This is a genomic window from Streptomyces sp. NPDC059832, assembly GCF_042731715.1.
Classification (GTDB): Bacteria; Actinomycetota; Actinomycetes; order Streptomycetales; family Streptomycetaceae; genus Streptomyces.
The window spans coordinates 31414-51995 of sequence record NZ_JBHWIY010000030.1 but is presented as its reverse complement, the minus strand read 5'-3'; the positions used below and the strand labels follow the sequence as shown (position 1 = coordinate 51995).

20 protein-coding genes and 1 pseudogene are annotated in these 20582 nt (G+C 71.4%); 4 read left to right on the top strand and 17 right to left on the bottom strand.

Translation table 11 applies throughout. The annotated features are described in order from the left end of the window. Nucleotides 1-178: 178 nt before the first annotated feature. From ACFV8T_RS35455 to ACFV8T_RS35415, 9 genes and pseudogenes are all read right to left on the bottom strand, one after another. Nucleotides 179-586 (bottom strand): NUDIX hydrolase, encoded by a 408-nt coding sequence (locus ACFV8T_RS35455; RefSeq protein WP_385335679.1) that lies wholly within the window; start codon nt 584-586, stop codon nt 179-181. A gap of 35 nt (nt 587-621) precedes the next feature. After that, entirely contained in the window at nt 622-1620 is a 999-nt protein-coding gene (locus tag ACFV8T_RS35450) for a CHAD domain-containing protein (RefSeq protein WP_385335609.1), read from the bottom strand. Continuing rightward, nucleotides 1607-3856, bottom strand: coding sequence for an RNA degradosome polyphosphate kinase (locus tag ACFV8T_RS35445; RefSeq protein ID WP_385335607.1), 2250 nt, complete (start codon nt 3854-3856; stop codon nt 1607-1609). The genes ACFV8T_RS35450 and ACFV8T_RS35445 overlap by 14 nt, the downstream gene beginning before the upstream one ends. 268 nt (nt 3857-4124) lie before the next feature. Continuing rightward, complete coding sequence (locus tag ACFV8T_RS35440) at nt 4125-5099, bottom strand: hypothetical protein (RefSeq protein ID WP_385335605.1); 975 nt, start codon at nt 5097-5099, stop codon at nt 4125-4127. Further along, a complete protein-coding gene (locus ACFV8T_RS35435) occupies nt 5096-5992 on the bottom strand; it encodes an ABC transporter ATP-binding protein (protein ID WP_385335603.1) in 897 nt (298 codons plus the stop codon). Before ACFV8T_RS35435 ends, ACFV8T_RS35440 begins: the two co-directional genes overlap by 4 nt. Continuing rightward, on the bottom strand, nt 5989-6399 hold the full coding sequence (locus ACFV8T_RS35430) for a GntR family transcriptional regulator (RefSeq protein WP_385335601.1): 411 nt from the start codon (nt 6397-6399) through the stop codon (nt 5989-5991). Before ACFV8T_RS35430 ends, ACFV8T_RS35435 begins: the two co-directional genes overlap by 4 nt. A gap of 103 nt (nt 6400-6502) precedes the next feature. Next, nucleotides 6503-7426 (bottom strand): mycothiol synthase, encoded by a 924-nt coding sequence (gene mshD, locus ACFV8T_RS35425; RefSeq protein WP_385335599.1) that lies wholly within the window; start codon nt 7424-7426, stop codon nt 6503-6505. Between the two features lie 58 nt (nt 7427-7484). Next, entirely contained in the window at nt 7485-7922 is a 438-nt protein-coding gene (locus ACFV8T_RS35420) for a PDDEXK nuclease domain-containing protein (RefSeq protein WP_385335597.1), read from the bottom strand. A 206-nt stretch (nt 7923-8128) separates the two neighbouring features. Next, nucleotides 8129-8410, bottom strand: a pseudogene (locus ACFV8T_RS35415) (DUF1016 N-terminal domain-containing protein); the annotation flags it as partial. A gap of 364 nt (nt 8411-8774) precedes the next feature. Between ACFV8T_RS35415 and ACFV8T_RS35410 the strand changes: the two are divergent. Both ACFV8T_RS35410 and ACFV8T_RS35405 read left to right on the top strand, forming a co-directional pair. Beyond that, nucleotides 8775-10619: a bifunctional metallophosphatase/5'-nucleotidase gene (locus ACFV8T_RS35410; RefSeq protein ID WP_385335595.1), complete on the top strand. Its 1845-nt coding sequence runs from the start codon at nt 8775-8777 to the stop codon at nt 10617-10619. Nucleotides 10620-10728: 109 nt separating this feature from the next. Next, complete coding sequence (locus ACFV8T_RS35405; protein WP_385335593.1) at nt 10729-11124, top strand: GNAT family N-acetyltransferase; 396 nt, start codon at nt 10729-10731, stop codon at nt 11122-11124. A gap of 65 nt (nt 11125-11189) precedes the next feature. On the opposite strand, the gene ACFV8T_RS35400 is transcribed toward ACFV8T_RS35405, so the two are convergent. Both ACFV8T_RS35400 and ACFV8T_RS35395 read right to left on the bottom strand, forming a co-directional pair. After that, entirely contained in the window at nt 11190-12191 is a 1002-nt protein-coding gene (locus tag ACFV8T_RS35400) for a hypothetical protein (RefSeq protein ID WP_385335591.1), read from the bottom strand. A gap of 110 nt (nt 12192-12301) precedes the next feature. Next, complete coding sequence (locus ACFV8T_RS35395) at nt 12302-12757, bottom strand: hypothetical protein (RefSeq protein ID WP_385335589.1); 456 nt, start codon at nt 12755-12757, stop codon at nt 12302-12304. Between the two features lie 287 nt (nt 12758-13044). Here ACFV8T_RS35395 and ACFV8T_RS35390 point away from each other — a divergent pair, with 287 nt between their 5' ends. Further along, on the top strand, nt 13045-14004 hold the full coding sequence (locus ACFV8T_RS35390) for an ArsR/SmtB family transcription factor (protein WP_385335587.1): 960 nt from the start codon (nt 13045-13047) through the stop codon (nt 14002-14004). A 107-nt stretch (nt 14005-14111) separates the two neighbouring features. Further along, nucleotides 14112-15005: a phosphatidylinositol-specific phospholipase C gene (locus ACFV8T_RS35385; RefSeq protein ID WP_385335585.1), complete on the top strand. Its 894-nt coding sequence runs from the start codon at nt 14112-14114 to the stop codon at nt 15003-15005. A gap of 10 nt (nt 15006-15015) precedes the next feature. On the opposite strand, the gene ACFV8T_RS35380 is transcribed toward ACFV8T_RS35385, so the two are convergent. The 6 genes from ACFV8T_RS35380 to ACFV8T_RS35355 form a co-directional block, all read right to left on the bottom strand. Next, nucleotides 15016-16443 (bottom strand): ATP-binding protein, encoded by a 1428-nt coding sequence (locus ACFV8T_RS35380; protein WP_385335583.1) that lies wholly within the window; start codon nt 16441-16443, stop codon nt 15016-15018. Further along, on the bottom strand, nt 16440-17171 hold the full coding sequence (locus ACFV8T_RS35375) for a response regulator transcription factor (protein WP_385335581.1): 732 nt from the start codon (nt 17169-17171) through the stop codon (nt 16440-16442). Before ACFV8T_RS35375 ends, ACFV8T_RS35380 begins: the two co-directional genes overlap by 4 nt. A gap of 47 nt (nt 17172-17218) precedes the next feature. Beyond that, on the bottom strand, nt 17219-17386 hold the full coding sequence (locus tag ACFV8T_RS35370; RefSeq protein WP_385335579.1) for a hypothetical protein: 168 nt from the start codon (nt 17384-17386) through the stop codon (nt 17219-17221). 10 nt (nt 17387-17396) lie between these two features. After that, complete coding sequence (locus ACFV8T_RS35365; RefSeq protein ID WP_385335577.1) at nt 17397-18506, bottom strand: S1C family serine protease; 1110 nt, start codon at nt 18504-18506, stop codon at nt 17397-17399. A 107-nt stretch (nt 18507-18613) separates the two neighbouring features. Beyond that, nucleotides 18614-19651: a LacI family DNA-binding transcriptional regulator gene (locus tag ACFV8T_RS35360; RefSeq protein ID WP_266416251.1), complete on the bottom strand. Its 1038-nt coding sequence runs from the start codon at nt 19649-19651 to the stop codon at nt 18614-18616. A 24-nt stretch (nt 19652-19675) separates the two neighbouring features. Further along, the gene (locus ACFV8T_RS35355; RefSeq protein WP_385335574.1) at nt 19676-20479 is read right to left on the bottom strand and encodes a winged-helix domain-containing protein; all 804 of its coding nucleotides are present in this window, start codon (nt 20477-20479) and stop codon (nt 19676-19678) included. Nucleotides 20480-20582: the final 103 nt, after the last annotated feature.

The following is a 20582-nucleotide window of genomic DNA, read 5'->3' as shown; positions in this document are numbered from 1 at the left end:
GTTCCTTCCAGGAGCCGCCGAGGTCTTTTCGTTCTACGACGGCGTGCGATGTGGTGGGTGCTCCGGCGTAGCGCCGCGCACCGTGTACTGCCGAAGTTAGGCAGAACAGGTGAAGCGGCCTACGGGGGAGAGTGAACGGAAGGTGAACCGTGCAGGACGGTGCGGTTCTGGCTCCCGGTCAGGCGCTCGGCAGGATCGCGAGCAGGGCGTCCAGCAGGTCCCGGTCACGGTCCTGGGTGAGGCGGGTGCGGGCCGCCGCCGGGGAGAGCCAGCTCACCCGGTCCACCTCGGCGTTGGGCACGAAGCAGCCGCCGGTCGCCTCGGCCGCCCAGTAGGCGACCTCCTTGGGGCGGCCGTTCGCGAGATAGCGGACCGTGGGGAGCGGGGCGCCGGGGACACAGTGGTGGCCGGTCTCCTCCAGGACCTCGCGCCGGGCGGCGTCCAGCGCGGGCTCGCCGCGCTTCAGCTTGCCCTTGGGATGCGACCAGTCGTCGTAACGGGGTCGGTGGACCAGGCAGATCTCCAGCCCGCCGGATTCCGGCCGGCGCCACAGCACGCACCCCGCGGCGAGCACCGGCCCGTTCACGGTGCGCTTGGCGCCGCGGGCGCCCACCGCCCCGCTCATGGTGCGATCACGGCCGCGGCGGTGTACGGCCAGCTCGTCCGGAACACGCCGCGGGCCGCCTCCACCTCATGGCGCTGGTCGGCGTGGAGCACCCCCAGGGCGTACGCGGTCGCGGGTGCGATGCGGGGGGTGCGGGCCGCCGATGCCGCCGCCGCGGCCGCCTCCGAGGCGTCCCGGTGCAGATCCAGCGCGTGGCCCGGCGCGGCCAGGACCGGATCGGGGGCGCCCCGCACCACCTCGTGGGCGTACCGGTGCAGCCGGAGCAGCAGCCGGGTCCGGTGCCAGGGCGCGTCCTGTGCCTCGTTGTACGGCTCGACCGCCTGGGCGGACGGAAGCGCCGCCACCGCGCCGAGCAGCTGCTGTTCGGCCCGGTCGGCGGGCCCGTGCAGCATCTCCTCGGCCGGGGCCGCGGCCGAGGGGGCGAGCGGGACCTCCGAGGCGAGCAGTGCGACGGCGTCGGCCACCGCGTGGAAGCGGGAGGAGCCGAGCGCCTGGAGCGCCGCGGAGTGGGCGCGGGTCCGGGCGAGGGTCAGCTGCCGTTCGAGGAGCGCTCCGGCGCGGGCCGCTCCGACGCCGAGGGCGGCGCGTTCCTTGGCGGCGGCGCTGTCGGAGCCGGCCCCGTTGCGGGCGGTGGGCAGCGAGGTGCCGGACAGGGCGTGCAGCGCTTCGAGGAGCCGGTTCAGCCGGGTCGCGTAGGCGTGTTCCCTGGCCAGGGTGCCGGAGAGCCAGGCCAGTTCGGTACGGAGCTGCTCGGCCCAGGTGGCGTCCAGCGCCGCCCGGAAGGTGTGCAGCGTGCCGCTGATCCGGCGCGAGGAGCGGCGCAGCGCGCCGGCGGCCTCCTCGGCCTTGTGGGTTCCGGCGTCCGTGGGGGCGCTGTTCTCGCGGTGCAGGCGCAGGCTGCGGAGGAATTCGGCGGCCTGTTCCTGAAGGTAGGGCGCGAGTACCGCGCCTGCCGTAAGGTCCGCCTGCGTCGTCTGGTGGTCATGGCGTCGCACGCCGGCGCCTCCGGGCGTCAATGAGCATTTCCTGTACGTGCCGCAGCGGCTGGCCGTCCGCGTCCGTGGCGTGCCGGGTCCAGTTCCCGTCGGGACCGAGGTGCCAGGAGGAGGTGGTGTCGGCCATGCCGGTCTCCAGGAGACGGCTGAGTGCGGCGCGGTGGGCGGGATCGGTGACCCGGACCAGTGCTTCGATCCGGCGGTCGAGATTGCGGTGCATCATGTCGGCGCTGCCGAACCACACCTCGGGTTCGCCGCCGTTGCCGAAGGCGAAGACCCGGGAGTGTTCGAGGAAGCGGCCCAGGATCGAGCGGACCCGGATGTTCTCGGAGAGGCCGGCGACCCCGGGGCGGATCGCGCAGATGCCGCGTACCCAGATGTCCACCGGTACGCCGGCCATCGCGGCCCGGTAGCAGGCGTCGACGACCGCCTCGTCGACCATCGAGTTGACCTTGATGCGGACGTAGGCGGTCCGCCCGGCCCGCTGGTGCGTGATCTCCTTGTTGATCCGGGCGATCAGCCCGTCCCGCAGGGATTTCGGGGCGACCAGGAGACGGCGGTAGGTCTCGCGGCGGGAGTAGCCGGAGAGCCGGTTGAAGAGGTCGGACAGGTCCGCGCCGACCTGCGGGTCCGCGGTCAGCAGGCCGAGGTCCTCGTAGAGCCTGGCCGTCTTGGGGTGATAGTTGCCGGTGCCGACGTGGGAGTAGCGGCGCAGGGCGTCGCCCTCCTGCCGGACGACGAGCGAGAGCTTGCAGTGGGTCTTGAGGCCGACGAGACCGTAGACGACATGGCAGCCCGACTCCTCCAGCTTCCGCGCCCACTTGATGTTGGCCTGCTCGTCGAAGCGGGCCTTGATCTCCACGAGCACCAGGACCTGCTTGCCGGACTCGGCGGCGTCGACCAGGGCTTCCACTATCGGGGATTCGCCCGAAGTCCGGTACAGGGTCTGCTTGATGGCGAGGACGTCGGGGTCGGCGGCGGCCTGCTCCAGGAAGGCCTGTACGGAGGTGGAGAACGAGTCGTACGGGTGGTGCAGGAGCACGTCGCGTTCGCGCAGCGCGGCGAAGATGTCGGGCGCGGAGGCGGATTCGACCTCGGCGAGATCGCGGTGGGTACCGGCGATGAACTTGGGGAACTTCAGCTCGGGCCGGTCCAGCGACGCTATGCCGAAGAGCCCGGTGAGGTCGAGCGGGCCGGGCAGCGGGTAGACCTCGGCGTCGGACACCTTCAGCTCGCGCACCAGCAGGTCCAGCACGTACGGGTCGATGGACTCCTCGACCTCCAGGCGGACCGGCGGGCCGAAGCGGCGCCGCATGAGCTCCTTCTCCAGGGCCTTGAGGAGGTTCTCGGCGTCGTCCTCCTCGACCTCCAGGTCCTCGTTCCTGGTGACCCGGAACATGTGGTGGGCGAGGACCTCCATGCCCGGGAAGAGCTCTTCGAGGTGGGCGGCGATGACGTCCTCTATGGGCACGTACCGCTGCGGCGAGGCCTCCAGGAAGCGGGTCAGCAGCGGCGGCACCTTGACCCGGGCGAAGTGACGGTGGCCGCTGACCGGGTTGCGTACGACGACGGCGAGGTTGAGCGAGAGCCCCGAGATGTACGGGAAGGGGTGCGCCGGGTCGACGGCGAGGGGGGTCAGCACGGGGAAGACGCGCTGCCGGAAGAAGGTGAACAGGCGGGCCTGTTCCTTCTCGGTCAGCTCGGGCCAGCGGATCAGCTGGATGCCCTCGTCGGACAGGGCGGGGGCGACGTCCTGCTGGTAGCAGGCGGCGTGCCGGGCCATGAGTTCGCGCGAGCGGGTCCAGATCAGGTCCAGGACCTCGCGGGGCTGGAGTCCGGAGGCGGAACGGGTGGCGACGCCGGTGGCGATACGGCGCTTCAGACCGGCCACCCGGACCATGAAGAACTCGTCCAGGTTGGAGGCGAAGATGGCGAGGAAATTAGCCCGTTCGAGTAGGGGGGTAGCCGGGTCCTCGGCCAGTTCGAGCACTCGTTCGTTGAACGCGAGCCAACTGCGCTCGCGGTCCAGGAAGCGGCCCTGGGGCAGCTCGTCGCCGTCGACATCGGGTTCGTACGCGTCGACGTCGGCGTCGATATCGGGATCCAGATCGGCCGCGGTCGACAGTGCGGCGCCGTTGGACGCGGCGACGGCGTGCGGCCGGTGTGCGGCGAGGGAGCCGACCGACGGCTGCACGGTGGACTGGACCGGTACCTCGGAGCTGGGCTGCTGGCTCATGGCCCTATTGTTCCGCGCGGATGGCTCCCGGGGCGCGCCGGAGGGTGCGGAGATCGCGGGGAACGCACGGTTGACGTCGTTCGTGCGGTCTCCGCCGGGATTTCTCCCGTTGCGGGGGGTCGGCACAGCTGGCTGCATTTCGAGAGGGTCGCAAGCGCTTCTGAATGGCTGGTAACGGCGACATGACGTGCAGGAAGCGGTGTGCCGTGCGCGGATTGGTCATATGAACCGTTTCCGGGCCCCCGGGAGGGCCCGGAACGCGGCGACGTCAGCCGTGACGGCGGCGCAGCACCCGGAAGGCGAGTGCGACGGCGAGGGCGGCCAGGGCGAGCAGGATGCCGGTCTCGACGAGCTGGAGGGGCCAGAAGTGCGAGGCGGGGTGGTAGTCGAAGTAGCGGAGGTCGATGTTCTTCTCGGCCAGGCACTGCTTGAAGCCGGGGGCCCACTCCAGGCACGCGTCATGGGGCAGCCGACGGCCGGAGTGGGTCAGCCAGCCCGTCCCGACATCGATCGCCCCGTCGGGGAACCGGTAGTCGCTCCCCTGCTTGAACGTGTCCGTCAGGGTCGGCCACAGGTTGTTGCGCACGGAGTTGAAGGCCGCCACCAGGGCGCCGTACCCGATCACCGTCACGACCATCGCCGTGAGGGTCCGTCGCAGCACCAGGCCGACGAGTGCGCCGAGGGCCAGCATGCACAGGGCGTAGCCGATGGGGACGGTGCCCATCGAGCCGTACACGGTGCGCTCGTGCCATTCCTGTCCTTGGTGCGCCCTGTCGGCCCGGCCCTGGGCCCAGGTGCAGGCGGCCGACAGTACGGAGACGGAGACCAGCGTCACGACGGTGGGCACGGCGAGTTTGGCGGCGAGCCAGCGGGCGGGTGTCACGGACTGTGTCCACGCGAGCTGGTACGTGCCGCTCTCCAGCTCGCGGGCGATCACCGGGCCCGCCACGAAGATCCCGACGAAGGCGGGGAGGACCAACATCAGCAGGCCCGACCAGCTGAGGACGTCCTGCATCCACAGCCGACGGTTCAGGTACGTCTCGACCGTGTCACCGCAGTCGGGCGTCGTGTGCACGACCGAGCAGCCGGTCGAGGCGAAGGCGTCCACGACGTGCTCGGTCCACAGCCAGGTGCCGGTAAGGGCGGCGAGGGCCAGGACGGGAAGCACTCCCATGACCCACAGGGCCCATCGGTGCTGGGCGAGGACGACCCGTTCCGGGCCGCGCAGGGCGATTGCGCTCATGCGGCGCTCACCTCCCGGCCGGCCTCCGCGCCGGGCGTCAGCAGGGCGGGCGCTTCCGGTGACCGGAGGTGCGCCAGCAGCAGCTCCTCCAGCGAAGGCTCGGCGGCCTCCCAGACGGTGGTGTCCACGGGGCCCTGCCTCCGTACGAGTGTGGTCTGCAGCCGTCCCGCGGTGCGGGACTCGACGACGGTGTGCGGTGCGGTGTCCCGTACCGGACCGGTGAGCAGGGTGTGCGCGGCGAGGATGTCCTCCGTCCCGCCGCCGAGGCGGACCCGGCCGCCGTCGACGAGCAGGAGGTAGTCGCAGGCGCCCTCCAGCTCGGTGAGGATGTGCGAGGACATCACGATGGTGGTGGCGTGCTCGGCGGCCTCCGCCATCAGGGCGCCCATCAGCTGGTGGCGGGCGAGCGGGTCGAGGTCGGCCATCGGCTCGTCCAGCAGCAGCAGTTCGGGCCGCTTGCCGAGTGCGAGGGCCAGGGCGAGCCGGGTGCGCTGGCCGCCGGAGAGGTCACGGACCCCGGCGTCGCGCGGGAGCTCCCCGGCGATGCGCTCGGCGGTGTCCTGGTCCCAGGTGGCGGGGTTCAGCTCGGCGCCGGCCCAGAGCGTCGCGGCCACCGTCAACTGCGGGTACAGCGGCTTGTCCTGGGCCACGAAGGCCGTCCGGGCACGCGCTTGGCCGGGGGATGCACCCAGCACCCGTACCGCCCCCTCCGACGGCCGCAGGAAGCCGGCCGCGAGGGCGAGCAGGGTGGACTTGCCCGCGCCGTTGGGCCCGACGAGGGCGCACACCCGCCCGGCGGGCAACCGGAAGGAGCAGTCGCGCAGCGCCCAGCCCCTGCCCCTGCCCCGGTACTTCATGCCGAGGCCGGTGGCCTCGATCGCAGCGCCTGTCATCCGGCTTGATCCCCCTCGAAAGTCCTGTCCAGTACGGCGGTGAAGAGCGCGCTCACGTCGTCCTTCTCCAGCCCGGCCGAGCGGGCCCGGCGGGCCCAGTCGGCGAGTTCGGCGCGCAGCGGTGCGTCGTCGGCGGCCGCCGCGCCGCCGAGGGTCCGGGTGACGAAGGTGCCGAGCCCGCGCCGGGCCTCGACGAGACCCTCGCGCTCCAGCTCCCGGTAGGCCTTGAGCACGGTGTTCGGGTTGATGGCGGTGGCTTCGACGACCTCGCGCGCGGTGGGCAGCCGGTCGCCGGGCTCCAGCAGGCCGAGGCGGAGAGCCTGTTTGGTCTGCTGGACGATCTGGAGATACGTGGCGACGCCGCTGCGCCGGTCGATGCGGTACTCGACCGCTGCGGACTCTGCCATGTTCACCCCTTTCACTAATTGAGTAGTGAAAGGGTGGCGTAAAGCGGGGGCGGCGTCAAGCGACGCCGCCCCCGGGGGAGTTGTGCCTGTTCCGGCCCCTGCTTCAGGACTCCGTGCGGTACATCAGGTCCACCTCGTGCGTCACGAAGCCCATCCGCTCGTAGACGGCCAGCGCCGCCTTGTTGTCCGCGTCCACGTAGAGCATCGCGGTCGGCAGCCCCTGGGCGGCCAGATGGCGCAGCCCGATCGCGGTGAGCGCCTTGCCGAGTCCGCCGCCCTGCGCGTCGGGCAGGATGCCGACGACGTACACCTCACCGAGCTGCTCCTCGGCGTGCGTCTTCGTCCAGTGGAAGCCGATCAGCTCGCCGTCGCGCTCGGCCAGGAAGAACCCCTTCGGGTCGAACCACGGCTCCGCCTTGCGGTCGTCCAGGTCGCGCTGGGTCAGCGAACCCTGCTCCGGGTGGTGGGCGAAGGCGGCACGGTTCACCGCGAGCCAGGCGGCGTCGTCCTCACCGGGCACGAAGGTGCGGACGGTGACGCCCGGCGGCAGCGTGGGCTCGCCGATGCCCAGCGGGCTCAACGGGCGGCGCAGCTGGCGCAGTTCGCGGAAGAGCGAGAGGCCGAGGACCTGCGAGAGATGCCGCGCCGCGGACTTCCCGCCGTGCGCCCACACCCGCAGCCGCTTCCCGGTCGTGGCGAGCAGCGCCGCGCCCAGAGCCCGCCCATGGCCCTGCCCGCGGTACGCCGGATGCACGACCAGCTCGGCGGCCGGGGCCTCGACGGGGTCGGTGTCCTCCAGCTGCGCGTACCCGACCAGGACCGGGCCGCTGCTCAGCAGCAGATGCCGCACCCCCTCGCGCCGCCCGCCCCGCAGCTGCAGCCGCCCCTGCTCCGACACGGCCTGCCGGCCGTCGGACCGGGCCGCCTCGGCGAGCAGATCGGATACGGCTTCCGCCTGCTCGGGGGAGAGCACGTCGAGCGTCCGGATCTCGCGTCCGGGGGCGGGGAGGGGTGTGTCAGTCGTCATGCCTACGAGCGTACGGGGGCGGGGTGGGTGCCGGGGTGGTGTGCGGGTGCTTCGGGACTCAGGCCGTGGTCTGCGGCGTGTTCAGTACACCGTCGGCGATACGGGAGAGATCTTCGGCACTGGGCAGCAGCTCGCGCACGCGGTCGGGCAGACCGGCGTAGGTGCTGACGGCCAGCGGCTGGTTGTGGCCGCGCAACGCGTACTCGACCATCGACCGGTCGCGGCTCTCGGCGATGAGAATGCCGATGGTGGGCCCGTCGAACTCCTTGTCCCGCACCAGATCGTCGACCACGGACACATAGAACCCGAGCTGCCCGAAGTGCTCGGGGTGAGCTTTTCGGGTCTTCAGTTCCAGCACGACGTAGCAGTGCAGCTTGCAGTGGTAGAAGAGCAGGTCGATGCGGTATTCGCTGTCGCCCACGACCACGGGGTACTGCCGCCCCACGAAGGCGAAGCCCACGCCCAGCTCGGTGAGGAACCCGACGAGGTGGGCCACGAGGGCGTCCTCCAGTCCCGCTCCGTGTGCCGGCCGCCCAGTTCGGTGAAGTCGAGCCGGTACGGGTCCTTGATGATCTCCTTCGCGGCCTCGGACCGCTCGGGGATGGCGGCGTCGAAGTTGTTGATCGCGGCGGCGTGGGAGAGGTGCAGGGCGTGGTGGATCGCCGAGGTCAGATCGTCCCGGGACCAGCCGTTGCGGACTGCGTGCTGGGCGTAGAAGTCCAGCTCAGGGCGGGTCTTGCAGGAAGTCATGAGGGTGGCGATGTGGCCCCATGGCAATTGCGCAACAGCCTGTTGCGCAAACCGTTCGGGCCATGTTCGGGCCATCTGCTGCATGTACTGGAGGTTCCGCGTACTGAACCCCCGCTGGGTCGGGAACTCCGCCTTCAGCTCGGCGGCAATGCGGGCGATGACCTCGGCGCCCCACTTCTCCTCCCGCTGTCGCGCCAGGATCGTCCGCCCGATCTCCCAGTACATCCGGAGCATCTCGGTGTTGACCTTCAGCTGGGCCCACACATGCGCGCCGCGCACGATCGACTTCAGGTCGTCGGCCATCCCGTGGAAGCCCGGTGGCAGTTCGGATGCCCGCCGGCCAGGCACGACGGCCTTGGATTCCGGTTCGTCGTCCATGGCGTACAGGCCTGCGTCGTACATGCATGCCGGGACGTTTCTGCCCGCATATGTGAGCCATACGAGTGAGGTGTGGCCGTTCGGGGCCGTACCCACCGCATGGCAACCAGTTCGTAACCCGGGAAACCTGTCGCGCTACGCGCGTTGACCCTAGGCTGCGCACGAAGTCTCCAGACTCGTCACCACTTTCGAACCTCCCGCTGAACTCACAAGGGGACCGATGTCAGCGACACCGCAGAAGAACCGCGCGCCCCGGCGGGTGCTCGCCGCCGCGGCCGGGCTCGCCACCGTCGGCGCGCTCGTCGCCGCGATGCCGGCCGGCGCCCAGGACCGCCACGGCCATGGACACGGGCACGGGCACCACAAGCCCGGCCGTACCGTCGACGTGCAGCTGCTGTCCTTCAACGACCTGCACGGGAACCTGGAGCCGCCGGCCGGCTCCGCGGGCACGGTCAACGAGACGCAGGCCGACGGCACCACCAAGGCGATTCCGGCCGGTGGCATCGAGTACCTCGCCTCCTCGCTGCGCACCGCGCGCAAGGGGCACCCGTACTCGATCACCGCGGCCGGTGGCGACATGGTGGGCGCGAGCCCGCTGCTGTCCGGTCTCTTCCACGACGAGCCGACCATCGAGGCGCTCAACAAGATCGACCTCGATGTGACGAGCGTCGGCAACCACGAGTTCGACGAGGGCGCCACCGAGCTGGCCCGCCTCCAGAACGGCGGCTGCCACCCGGTCGAGGGGTGCTACGAGAAGAACAAGAAGTTCAAGGGCGCCGACTTCCCCTACCTCGCCGCCAACGTGACGAGCGAGAAGACCGGCAAGCCGATCCTCAAGCCCTACACGGTCTGGAAGAAGAACGGCGTCAAGGTCGGCTTCATCGGGGTGACCCTGGAGGGCACGCCGAACATCGTCACGGCCAACGGCGTCAAGGGCCTGAAGTTCCACGACGAGATCGAGACGATCAACAAGTACGCCAAGGAGCTGGACCGGCAGGGCGTCAAGTCCATCGTCGCGCTGATCCACGAGGGCGGGGCCCCGGCCTCCACCTCGTACAACTACGACTGCGACAGCTCCGGCGCCGGTGACGGCATCTCCGGGCCGATCGTCGACATCGCCAAGGGCATCACGCCCAAGGTCGACGCCCTGGTCACGGGCCACACCCACCAGGCGTACGTCTGCACCGTCCCGGACCCGTCGGGCAACCCGCGCATGGTCACCTCGGCGTCCTCCTTCGGCAAGCTCTACACCGACACGACGCTCACCTACGACCGCCGCACCAAGGACATCGTCCGTACGTCGGTGAAGTCGGCCGGTGCCAAGAACCCGAAGTCGGCGAACCACGTCGTCAGCCGGGACCAGCCCAAGGCCAATGACATGACGGCCCTGATCGCCCGCTGGAACACCCTCGCGGCACCCATCTCGAACAGGCCGCAGGGCTACATCACCGCGGACATCAACGGCCGCGGCTCCACGGCCCCCGAGAAGCCGCTCGGCGACCTGATCGCCGACGCCCAGCTGGAGGGCCTGGCCCCGGCGGACAAGGGCGGGGCGGTCGTCGCCTTCATGAACCCGGGCGGTATCCGCGCGGACCTGGTGCACAAGGCGTCCGGCAGCGAGGGCGATGGGGTGGTGACGTACGGGGAGTCGTTCACCGTGCAGCCCTTCACCAACATGATGAACGTCGTCGACCTGACCGGCGCCCAGCTGATCGAAGCGCTCCAGCAGCAGGTCAGCGGCTCCAACGAGGCCAGCCCGAAGATCCTCCAGGTCTCGAAGGGCCTCACCTACACCCTGGACATGACGAAGACGGGCGCGGCCCGCGTGGTCACCGACACGATCAAGCTGAACGGCGAGGCGATCGACCCCGCCAAGAGCTACCGCGTCGCGATGAACGAGTTCCTGGCAGGCGGCGGCGACGGCTTCGCGGCGCTCGGCCAGGGCACGAACAAGCTGGTCGGCCCGTCCGACCTGGACGTCTTCAACGCCTACCTGGCGGCGCACTCCTCGGCCGAGGCACCGCTGGCCCCGCCGGCGACGGACCGGATCACGGTCATCCAGTAACTCCCGTACGCGGGTGAGCGGGGCGGTGGGCCGGCGGGCCCACCGCCCCTCGCGTGCGTGGCCCGGACCGTCTTGCGGTACGGGAAGCCGCGGGACCTACGATCGGGGCGTGACCATCACGTACGAGTGGCGGGGCGACTTCGACAACGCCTCCCTCAGCGCGCTGCACGCCGATGGCTTCGGTCACCCGGTCGCCGGGATTGACTGGCGAGCACGGCTTGAGCGTCACAGCCTGGGCTGGGTCTGCGCGTGGGAGGACGGCAGCCTGATCGGCTTCGTCAACGTCCTCTGGGACGGCGGAGCCCATGCCTTCATCCTGGACACGGTCGTCGCCGGGCACGGCCGGGCGAGAGGAGTCGGCGCCGCGCTCGTCGCGAAGGCGGCCGAGGAAGCCCGTGCCGCGCGGTGCGAGTGGCTGCACGTCGACTTCGAGGAACACCTGCGTCCGTTCTACTTCGATGCCTGCGGCTTCACGGAGACGACAGCCGGGCTGATCGCCCTGTGACGTGGCGGCCCATGCCCTCGGCGCGGGGAACCGACCGTTCCGGGACGCGTGAGGGCGGGCTCCTCTCACGAGGGCTGTGAGGCCCGGTCGTACCTGCGCATCAGGCCGGGGAGCAGTTCGGCCTCGGCGGCCTTGTGGTCACGTACCTTCGCCAGCTCCCGCGGGTGTGCGTCGATGGCGGCGTTCTCGTACTCCGCCTCGACGGCGAAGTTCACCCCCAGCAGATTGGTCCGCAGCTTGCAGGAGATGTCGGCGGTGGCGACGGCGACCTCCGCACGGCTCGGGCCGGGGCTCAGCAGGTCCCAGCGCGGATCGTCGATCGCCGCGTCGGGGTCGCGGTAGGCGAACCCCTTGCCCCGCATGCAGGAGGACCACTTCCGGTTCACCGCCGCGACGCGGGGGTCGGGGCGCGAGCGGTCGAATGCCTCACCGCGCAGCCGGGCCACCAGGTCGTAGCCCCGCTGGACCTCTGCCGTTCGGTCCCCGTGCACGGTGCGCTCGGCCAGCCCGGCGCATCCGCCGTCGGGAACGTCCTTGTTCCGTACGGGTGTTGTCATCCTCCGTCCGTCGGGTGCGCGGCCCGACAGCACTTCGCGTTCCGGGATCGAAAGGGTGGTGGCGGCCTGCGGGGCACGGGTTTCGGCGGGCGCGTCGGCGAGGTGGTATCCGCGCCGTGCGGCGATGGTCAGCTCGCTGATTCCGTAGCGGCGCGACTCGTACTCACGCCAGGTCGCGACCGTGGTGCCGATGTAATCCGACGACAGGTGGGGCAGGTAGCGGAAGCCGTAGCCGCGCATGCAGTGCTGCTGCACGCGGTAGACGAGGTATTCGCCGGTGGCCTGTTCCCCGGGTGTCGGCAGATACGTGTTCAGCGGCAGCCGGAGGCCCACCGTGGTGGTCGGTGCGGGCGTGGCGACGGGCGGCCGGTCGGCCGGTGTGCCCGGCGGTCCGCCGCCGCAGCCGGAGACGAGGAACGGGGCGGCGAGTGCGGCGGCGGACAGTACGGCGAGCCATGCCGTACGGCGCCGGAACGCGGCCCGTTCCGTGTTCACGCGTGGTGCTGCCACGATCAACTCCTTGGTCGGTCCGCTCCTGTGGCCGTCCGGCCGGGGCCCGCCCGCCCCGCACTGCGTGCGAGGTGCGGAGCGGGCGGGGCGGTGGTGCGGGGTGGGCGGGCTCAGGTGCAGCCGTCCACCCGGATCGAGGCGTTGTCGTTGCGCAGGGTCGTCAGGTTCCCCGCGTGCCCGGCCCGGAGCCAGTTGGTGTTGCCGTGGAAGCTGGTCTTGGAGAAGACCGTGACGTGGCAGTTGGTGGTGTGGTTGCCCATGGAGGCGGCGTTGTTGCGCACCACCTGCCCGGCGCCGGCCGAGCCCGTGCCGTGGTTGGCGAACTTGTTGCCGGCGAGGTCCGCGTCGGAGGTCCGGGTCGGTGTCCAGCTCGCATTCTTGAGGCCGGGGCTGTAGTAGAGGCACATATAGGTGCCGCAGGGCTGCCAGAACGACGACCAGGTGTCGATGTTCTGCGATGACGCACTGGCCGTGGGCGCGAGCCCGAGCGTGACGGCGCCGACCGCGGCCACGGCGGTGGCCGCCAGGGTCGTCCGCTTCAGGGAGAAGGTTCGTAACAGGTTCATCTGTGACTCCTGTGATTCTCGTGCGTACGGATGGGCTGCCGGACACTCGGCTCCCGCAGCCGCGTGGACGGCTGCGGGAGCCCACCCCCGTCGGTCCGGGCCCGGCCCGGTGCGAGCGGTTCGCACGGGGCCGAATTGGTGCTTCCGCCCGAGGAGGGCCGAGGCCACCCTCGAATGCGTTGCGTGTCCCATGGTCGGGACCGGGCCGGCGGACGGCGATCTGTTCGGTTCTGGCCGAACCATGGGGCGACACCGGGAGAGGCCCGGCGCCGGAACGAGGGGGACGGATGCTCAGTGTGCGATTCACGCCCGAGGACCTGTTGGGGGTGACGTTCGCGACCGGGCCTGCGCCGCTGATGGAGCTGGTCCTGGTGGCCGCGATGGCTCAGCGGGAGGTCTCACCGGTCTTCGGACGGTGGCATCGCACGGTCCGGGCGGGCTTTCCGCGCGAGGCGCGCAGGCTGCTGGAGCTGGTGCCGCCGACGGCGACGGGGCCGATGTTCCTCGACCCGGTGAGCCGAGGACTGGAGGACGGCCTGGACGCGGTCCTGTCGGCCCCCACGGACACCGTCCGCGGCGAACTGGACCGGGTGTGCCGGACGAGCATGTCGGTCACCCCGTGGCTTCGCGGGCTGGCGGACCGGGACACGGCCGCCTGGCAGGAGCTGGAGCGGTCGCTCCGGTCGGCGTACACGGGCCTCGTGGCCCCGTCCTGGAGCCGCATCCGGTCGGGCTTCGACGCCGAGCGCGCCTGGCGCACCCGGCAGCTCGCCGAACACGGGATGCGCGCGACGCTGGCCGGTCTCATCCCCGGTGGCCGCTGGCACGGGACGACCCTGGTCCTCGACTGCGCCAAGGAGGCCGAGGTCACCCTGACCGGACACGGCCTGGTCCTGCTGCCGTCCGCCGTGTGGGACGGCCCGCCCCTGATGGCCGTGCACGACGACGCCCCGAGCGTCCTCATCTACCCGGCGCTGACACCGCTGCCGCTGCTGGGCGCACGCGACGGCGAGGACCATCCACTGAGCGCCCTGCTGGGACGGACCAGGGCCGCGGCTCTCGGCCTGCTCACCCAGCAGCTCACCACCACGGACATCGCCCGGGAACTGGACATCAGCAAGTCGTCGGCCTCCGAACACGCGAAGGCGCTCCGGGACGCACGACTCATCGTCACCCAGCGCGAGGGCAAGGCGGTCTGGCACTCCTGCACCCCGCTGGGGCTGGACCTGCTCACGGGCTCGGCCTGAGCCCGCGACGCGGCACCGCCTCCGTGACGCGGCCCTGTTCCCGTAGTGACGTGCACCCGTCATAATCTGACGGCTGACCCCCCACGGCAGACGGAGGCACCCCCCGCATGAGCCCGTACACCGCCACGCGCCGGAACTTCCTGGCCGGCGCCCTCGCCGCCACCGCCACCGTCCTGATCGGCACGGGCCCCGCGGGTGCCGCGACCCGCCAGGTCCTCACCACGCAGGACTGGATGGGCGCCATCCCCGACGCCACCGCGCTGCAACGCCTCACGATCCCCGGCTCGCACGACACCGGTGCCCGCTACGGCGGCCCGTGGACCGAGTGCCAGAACACCACCGTCGCCGAGCAGTTGAACAGCGGGCTGCGCTTCCTCGACGTACGGTGCCGGATCACCGGCGGCTCCTTCGCGATCCATCACGGGGCCTCGTACCAGAACCTGATGTTCGGCGATGTGCTGGGCGCCTGCTGGGACTTCCTGGCGGCGCACCCCACCGAGACCGTGCTGATGCGGGTCAAGCAGGAGTACTCGGAGGAGAGCGACGCGGCGTTCCGGGCGGTCTTCGACGACTACCTCGACGGCAGGGGCTGGCGGCCCCTGTTCCGTATCGACCCGGCACTGCCCTCGCTGGGCGAGGCGCGCGGCAAGGTCGTGCTGCTGGCCGACAACGGCGGGCTGCCCGGTGTCCGGTACGCCGATTCGGAACTCTTCGACATCCAGGACGACTACATGGCGGAGCCGTTCGCCAAGTACCCGAAGATCGAGGCCCAGTTCCGCAAGGCCGCCCAGCAGCCCGGGAAGCTGTACATGAACTACGTCAGCACGGCCGCCCTGATGCCGCCGCGCTGGAACGCGGACCGGCTCAACCCGCAGGTGCAGTCGTTCCTGGACGGCTCGGAGGCAGCCGGCTGGACCGGCCTCGGCATCGTCCCGCTGGACTTCCCCGCCACCCGGTCCGGCCTGGTCGAATCCCTGATCCGGCACAACCCGGGGGGCTGAGGGCCCGCGCTCAGAGTTCCGGCGGCGGCTGCGGCGCCCCCGGCAGCCGGATCGAGGCGACCGTGCCCGGACCGTCCGCCGCCGGGCGCAGGGTGATCTCGCCGCCCGACTGCTGGACCGTGCGGGCGACGATCGACAGCCCCAGGCCCGAGCCGGGGAGCTGGCGGGCGGAGGGGGAGCGCCAGAAGCGTTCGAAGACGTGGGGGAGTTCGTCGGCGGGGATGCCGGGTCCCTGGTCCCGGACGGTCAGTTCGCCGTCGCGCAGGGCGATCTCGATCGTGCCGTGGGGCGGGCTGAACTTGACCGCGTTGTCCAGGACGTTGACCACCGCCCGCTCCAGCGCGGCGGGCTCGGCCCGTACGTACCAAGGGGTCAGGTCCGCCCTGATGGTCAGCTCGGGTCCGCGCAGCCGGGCGCGTTCCAGGGCCGTGTCCGCGATGTCGTGCAGCGCGACGACCTGGAGCGGGCCGGGGCCGGGGGCGTCGGGGCGGGCCAGTTCCTGGAGGTCGCCGATGAGCGAGGCCAGCTCGGTCATCTGCGCCTTGACCGAGGTCATCAGGGCCCTGCGGTCGTCGGGCGGGATGGCGCGGCCGGTGTCGTCGCTGCGGGCGAGGAGCTCGATGTTGGTGCGCAGGGACGTCAGCGGGGTCCGCAGCTCGTGCCCCGCGTCGGCGATCAGCTGGGCCTGGCGGTCGCGGGAGCTGGCCAGCGACGCGGTCATCGAGTTGAAGGAGCGGGACAGCCGGGCGATCTCGTCCTCGCCGTCGACCGGGATGCGGACGGTGAGGTCCTCGGTACGGGCGACGTGCTCGACGGCCTCGGTGAGCTCGTCGACGGGGCGCAGCCCGGTGCGGGCCACCCAGAGACCGGCCGCGCCGGCGCCGACGGCGCCGATGCCGGAGACGACCAGGAGGACCCAGGCGAGGGTGGAGAGCGGGTCGTCGATCTCGCTCATCGGACGGGCGACGGAGACCGCGAAGCTCCCCGGGGCCAGGCCGGGCGCCGGGTTGTGGGTCTCGTACGCGTACGTGTACACGCGCATCTTCTTGCCGCTCTTCGTGGCGGCCGTGTGCAGGGCGTTGTCCCGTACACCGGCGGCCACGGCGATGTCGGCGGCCGTCACACCGATCGGCGAGGCCCCGGCGGAGGTGCAGGTGCTCCCGGACACGGTGACGAGCTGCACGGTGTACGTCCCTCCGACCGGCGGGACGGTCGCCCGGTCGGGGTGGGTGCATGCGACGAACAGCTGCTGCATGTAGACCTCGCTGACCGTGACATTGCGCAGCGAGGCATCCAGCTGGCTCTCCAGCTGCACCCTCGTCACGACCCAGCAGGCCGCCGCGACCGCCGCGACCGCGACCGCGACCGCCGTGGCCACCAGCAGTGCGAGCCGGGAGCGCAGCGGAAGGGCGCGGAGCCGACGCAGCGCCCCGGTCATCCGTCACCGCCGCCGGAGCGGAGCGCGTAGCCGACCCCCCGCACCGTGTGCACGAGGCGCGGTTCGCCACCCGCCTCCGTCTTGCGGCGCAGGTACATCACGTACACGTCCAGGGAGTTGGAGCTCGGCTCGAAGTCGAAGCCCCACACCGCCTTCAGGATCTGCTCGCGGGTCAGCACCTGCCGCGGATGGGCCAGGAACATCTCCAGGAGGGTGAACTCCGTGCGGGTCAGCTCGACCCGGCGGGTGCCCCGGGTGACCTCGCGGGTGGCGAGGTTCATCCGGAGGTCCGCGAAGGCCAGCACATCGTCGTCGGGGACGCCGCCGCCCGCCGCGGCCGCGTACGAGCTGCGGCGCAGCAGGGCCCGGATGCGGGCGAAGAGCTCGTCCAGCTCGAAGGGCTTGACCAGGTAGTCGTCGGCGCCCGCGTCGAGACCGGTGACCCGGTCGCCGACGGTGTCGCGGGCGGTGAGCATCAGGATGGGGGTGGTGGTGCCCGTGGAGCGGAGCCGGCGGGCGGCGGTCAGGCCGTCCATCCGGGGCATCTGGATGTCGAGGACGATGAGGTCGGGGGCGTACGACTCGGCCCTGGCGAGGGCGTCGAGACCGTCGACGGCCACCTCGGTGCCGTAGCCCTCGAACGCGAGACTGCGTTGCAGGGCCTCGCGTACGGCGGGCTCGTCGTCGACGATCAGGATGCGCTGCGGATCGTCTTCGGCGGGGCTCATCGCTCGTTGTCCTCTTCTCGTTCCCGTACTGCTGTGCCTTCCGCCTCTCAGCCTCGCACGGCCATGGCGCGTCGTCGTGCGGCCCGGCGCCCGCGATCGGTGGTGGTACGGACCTCAGGGACCCGGCGCGGCCCGTGCGCGGCCCGTTCCATGACGAGGGCGAGGGGCAGAGCAAGGTCGGCCGGGCCGGTGGGGGTGTGGGCGGGGTGGTGCATGAGTGTCTCCTCAGGAACTGTTGCCGGCCCGCAGGGTGTCGAGGTCGGCCTTGAGCGTGTTCACCGGGATGGCGAAGCCGAGACCCACGCTGCCCGCGCTCGAACTGTCGGATCCGCCGGCCGAACTCGCCGAGTACATCGCGGAGTTGATGCCGATGATCTCGCCGTTCATATTGATGAGCGCGCCGCCGGAGTTGCCGGGGTTGAGCGAGGCGTCGGTCTGGATGGCCTTGTACGTGGTGGTGGAGTTGCCGGTGTCGCCGTTGAACTGCCGGCCGCCGAACTCGAACGGCCACTGCTCGCCGCCGCTCTGCCCCTGGCCGCTGCCGTTCTCCTTGGCGACGGTGACATCGCGGTCGAGGGCGGAGACGATGCCGCTGGTGACGGTGCCGGTGAGGCCCTCGGGCGAGCCGATCGCGACGACCTGGTCGCCGACCGCGACCGCCGAGGAGTCGCCCAGCGTGGCCGTCTTCAGGCCGCTCGCGCCCCGGAGCTTGATGAGCGCGAGGTCCTTGTCGGGGTCGGTGCCGACCACGTCGGCGGTGTACGTCCGGCCCGTGCTGAGCGACACCTTGACCGACGAGGCGCCGGAGATGACGTGGTTGTTGGTGACGATCTCGCCGTCGGAGGTGATGATCACGCCGGAGCCGGTGGACTCGCCCGCGGTCGAGGTCGCGTTGATCTCGACGATCATCGGCGAGACGGCCTTGGCGACACCGGCGACGGTGCCCTTGCTGCTCTGCGAGACGGTGGTGCCGGGGATGACACTGCCGGCCGCGCTGTTCGAGCCGTTGCCGGTGAGCTGCTCGATGACGGTGGCGGTGCCGCCGCCGACGATCGCCGCCGCGATGGCCACGGCCGCCAGCAGGGCGACCGGCCGCCTGGCCCGGTGCCGGGGCGCGGCCGGCTCCGGCGGCGCGGGCGGCGGGAAGGCGGGTCCGCTGCCTCCGTCGCCGCCGTGCCCGTCGCCGCCGTTCCCGCCGGGCCACACGGTGGTTCCGGGGCCCGTCGCGATCGGCTGCGCGGGCCGGTATGACGGCGGCGGCGGGTAGGCCGCGTCGCCGTTGCCGTACGAGGGGTACATCGGGTACTCGCCGCTCGGGCGCTGGCTCTCTGTCATGCCTATGAGCGTGTCCGGCGAAGATGAGAGAACCCTGAGCACGTCCTGAGAAGCCCGGCAGAACCTCGTATGCCCGATATAAGGAGTGTGGCGGCCCGAGGCCCGGACTACCTGGCCGTCGGCTCCCCGCAGCCGCAGGAGCGCCGTACCACCAGCGCCGAGGGGAACTGCTTCAGCCGCTCCCGCCGCGACCCCGACACCCGCAGCGAGTCGTCGAGCACCAGGTCCACCGCGGCCCGTGCCATCGCCGGGCGGTCCGAGAAGACCGTCGTCAGCGGCGGATCGGTCAGACCGGCTTCCTTCACGTCGTCGAAGCCCGCCACCGCGAGCTCCCCGGGCACATCGATCCGCAGCTCGCGCGCGGCCCGCAGCACACCGATGGCCTGGTCGTCCGTCGAGCAGAAGATCGCCGGCGGCCGGTCCGGCCCGGCGAGCAGCTTCAGCGCCACCTGATAGGCGTCGTAACGGTTGTACGGGGCCTGGAAGAGCCGCCCCTCCGTCGAGCGTCCCGACTCGTGCATCGCCCGGCGCCAGCCCTCGACGTGGTCGGCGACCGGGTCACCGACCGCCGGGGTGGACTCCACGCCGCCGAGGCAGGCCACGTACTCGTTGCCGTGCTCCAGCAGATGCCGGGTGGCGAGCTGGGCCCCGCCGACGTCGTCGGTGACGACCGCGACGTCGTCGATCGCCTCCGGCCGCTCGTGCAGCAGCACGACCCGCGCGTCCCACGCCTCTATCTCGGCCGCCGCCCGCTCGCTGGGGCCCTGGCTGACCAGGATCAGGCCGGAGACCCGCATGCCGAGGAAGGCCCGCAGATAGTGGACCTCGCGCTCGTCGCGGTAGTCGGAGTTGCCGACGAGCACCATCTTTCCGCGCTCGGCGGCGGCCTGTTCGACCGCGTGCGCCATTTCCGCGAAGAACGGCTGCCGGGCGTCCGGCACGATCATCCCTATGAGATCGGTCCGCCGCGAGGCCATCGCCTGGGCAACCCGGTCCGGCCGGTAGCCCAGCTCCTTGATCGCGGCGAGTACCCGCTCGCGCGTGGCCGGGGCGACCGGCCTCGGTCCGTTGTTGATGACGTAGCTGACGACCGCGGTCGACGTCCCCGCCAGTCTCGCCACATCGTCCCGCGTCACCTTGGCCACGCGCGGCAGTCTACGCGGATATACCTACCTTCCGGCAGGCCGGACCGGGGCTTCTTCCGGCATCCCGGCAGCCCGTGATTGCTCCGAACGGGTTACGGGTTCGACGGCCGCCCTCGCCGCGGCCCGGTCCTTCGCCTCCTCGGCCGCGCGCTCCACCTTCTCGGGTGCCACGAAGCGGTAGCCGACGTTGCGGACCGTGCCGATCAGCGACTCGTGCTCGGGGCCGAACTTGGCGCGCAGCCGTCGCACATGGACATCGACCGTGCGTGTGCCGCCGAAGTAGTCGTAGCCCCAGACCTCCTGGAGCAGCTGGGCGCGGGTGAAGACCCGGCCCGGGTGCTGCGCCAGGTACTTGAGCAGTTCGAATTCCTTGAAGGTCAGGTCCAGGACCCGGCCCTTCAGCTTCGCGCTGTACGTGGCCTCGTCGACCGAGAGGTCGCCGTTGCGGATCTCCATCGGGGAGTCGTCGGCGGTGATCTGCTGCCGGCCGGTGGCCAGCCGCAGCCGGGCCTCGACCTCGGCCGGTCCCGCCGTGTCCAGCAGTACGTCGTCGATGCCCCAGTCGGCGGTGACGGCCGCGAGACCGCCCTCCGTCACGACGAGGATCAGCGGACAGCCCGGCCCGGTGGACCGCAGCAGCTGGCAGAGCGACCGCACCTGGGGGAGATCGCGGCGGCCGTCGATCAGGATGACGTCGGCACCGGGCGTGTCGACGAGAGCGGGGCCTTCGGCCGGCGCCACCCGCACGCTGTGAAGCAGGAGACCGAGGGCGGGAAGCACCTCCGTCGACGGTTGAAGGGCATTCGTCAGGAGCAGCAGTGAACTCATCGCCGCCCACCTGCCTGGGTCGTCGGTCGATGATCGTGCACGGTTCGCTCGCCCATTACGTCGGTCCTCCTCGTTCCCTGCGAGAGGGGCACTCCCGGGCCGG

What these genes read in the sequence shown, in the direction of transcription:
- ACFV8T_RS35375 (WP_385335581.1), bottom strand. Translation starts at nt 17,171, where the DNA reads ATGAGCCCCGCCGAAGACGATCCGCAGCGCATCCTGATCGTCGACGAC.
- mshD (WP_385335599.1), bottom strand. Translation starts at nt 7,426, where the DNA reads ATGACGACTGACACACCCCTCCCCGCCCCCGGACGCGAGATCCGGACG.
- ACFV8T_RS35440 (WP_385335605.1), bottom strand. Translation starts at nt 5,099, where the DNA reads ATGAGCGCAATCGCCCTGCGCGGCCCGGAACGGGTCGTCCTCGCCCAG.
- ACFV8T_RS35395 (WP_385335589.1), bottom strand. Translation starts at nt 12,757, where the DNA reads ATGAACCTGTTACGAACCTTCTCCCTGAAGCGGACGACCCTGGCGGCC.
- ACFV8T_RS35430 (WP_385335601.1), bottom strand. Translation starts at nt 6,399, where the DNA reads ATGGCAGAGTCCGCAGCGGTCGAGTACCGCATCGACCGGCGCAGCGGC.
- ACFV8T_RS35390 (WP_385335587.1), top strand. Translation starts at nt 13,045, where the DNA reads ATGCTCAGTGTGCGATTCACGCCCGAGGACCTGTTGGGGGTGACGTTC.
- ACFV8T_RS35380 (WP_385335583.1), bottom strand. Translation starts at nt 16,443, where the DNA reads ATGACCGGGGCGCTGCGTCGGCTCCGCGCCCTTCCGCTGCGCTCCCGG.
- ACFV8T_RS35385 (WP_385335585.1), top strand. Translation starts at nt 14,112, where the DNA reads ATGAGCCCGTACACCGCCACGCGCCGGAACTTCCTGGCCGGCGCCCTC.
- ACFV8T_RS35370 (WP_385335579.1), bottom strand. Translation starts at nt 17,386, where the DNA reads ATGCACCACCCCGCCCACACCCCCACCGGCCCGGCCGACCTTGCTCTG.
- ACFV8T_RS35355 (WP_385335574.1), bottom strand. Translation starts at nt 20,479, where the DNA reads ATGAGTTCACTGCTGCTCCTGACGAATGCCCTTCAACCGTCGACGGAG.
- ACFV8T_RS35365 (WP_385335577.1), bottom strand. Translation starts at nt 18,506, where the DNA reads ATGACAGAGAGCCAGCGCCCGAGCGGCGAGTACCCGATGTACCCCTCG.
- ACFV8T_RS35435 (WP_385335603.1), bottom strand. Translation starts at nt 5,992, where the DNA reads ATGACAGGCGCTGCGATCGAGGCCACCGGCCTCGGCATGAAGTACCGG.
- ACFV8T_RS35410 (WP_385335595.1), top strand. Translation starts at nt 8,775, where the DNA reads ATGTCAGCGACACCGCAGAAGAACCGCGCGCCCCGGCGGGTGCTCGCC.
- ACFV8T_RS35445 (WP_385335607.1), bottom strand. Translation starts at nt 3,856, where the DNA reads ATGAGCCAGCAGCCCAGCTCCGAGGTACCGGTCCAGTCCACCGTGCAG.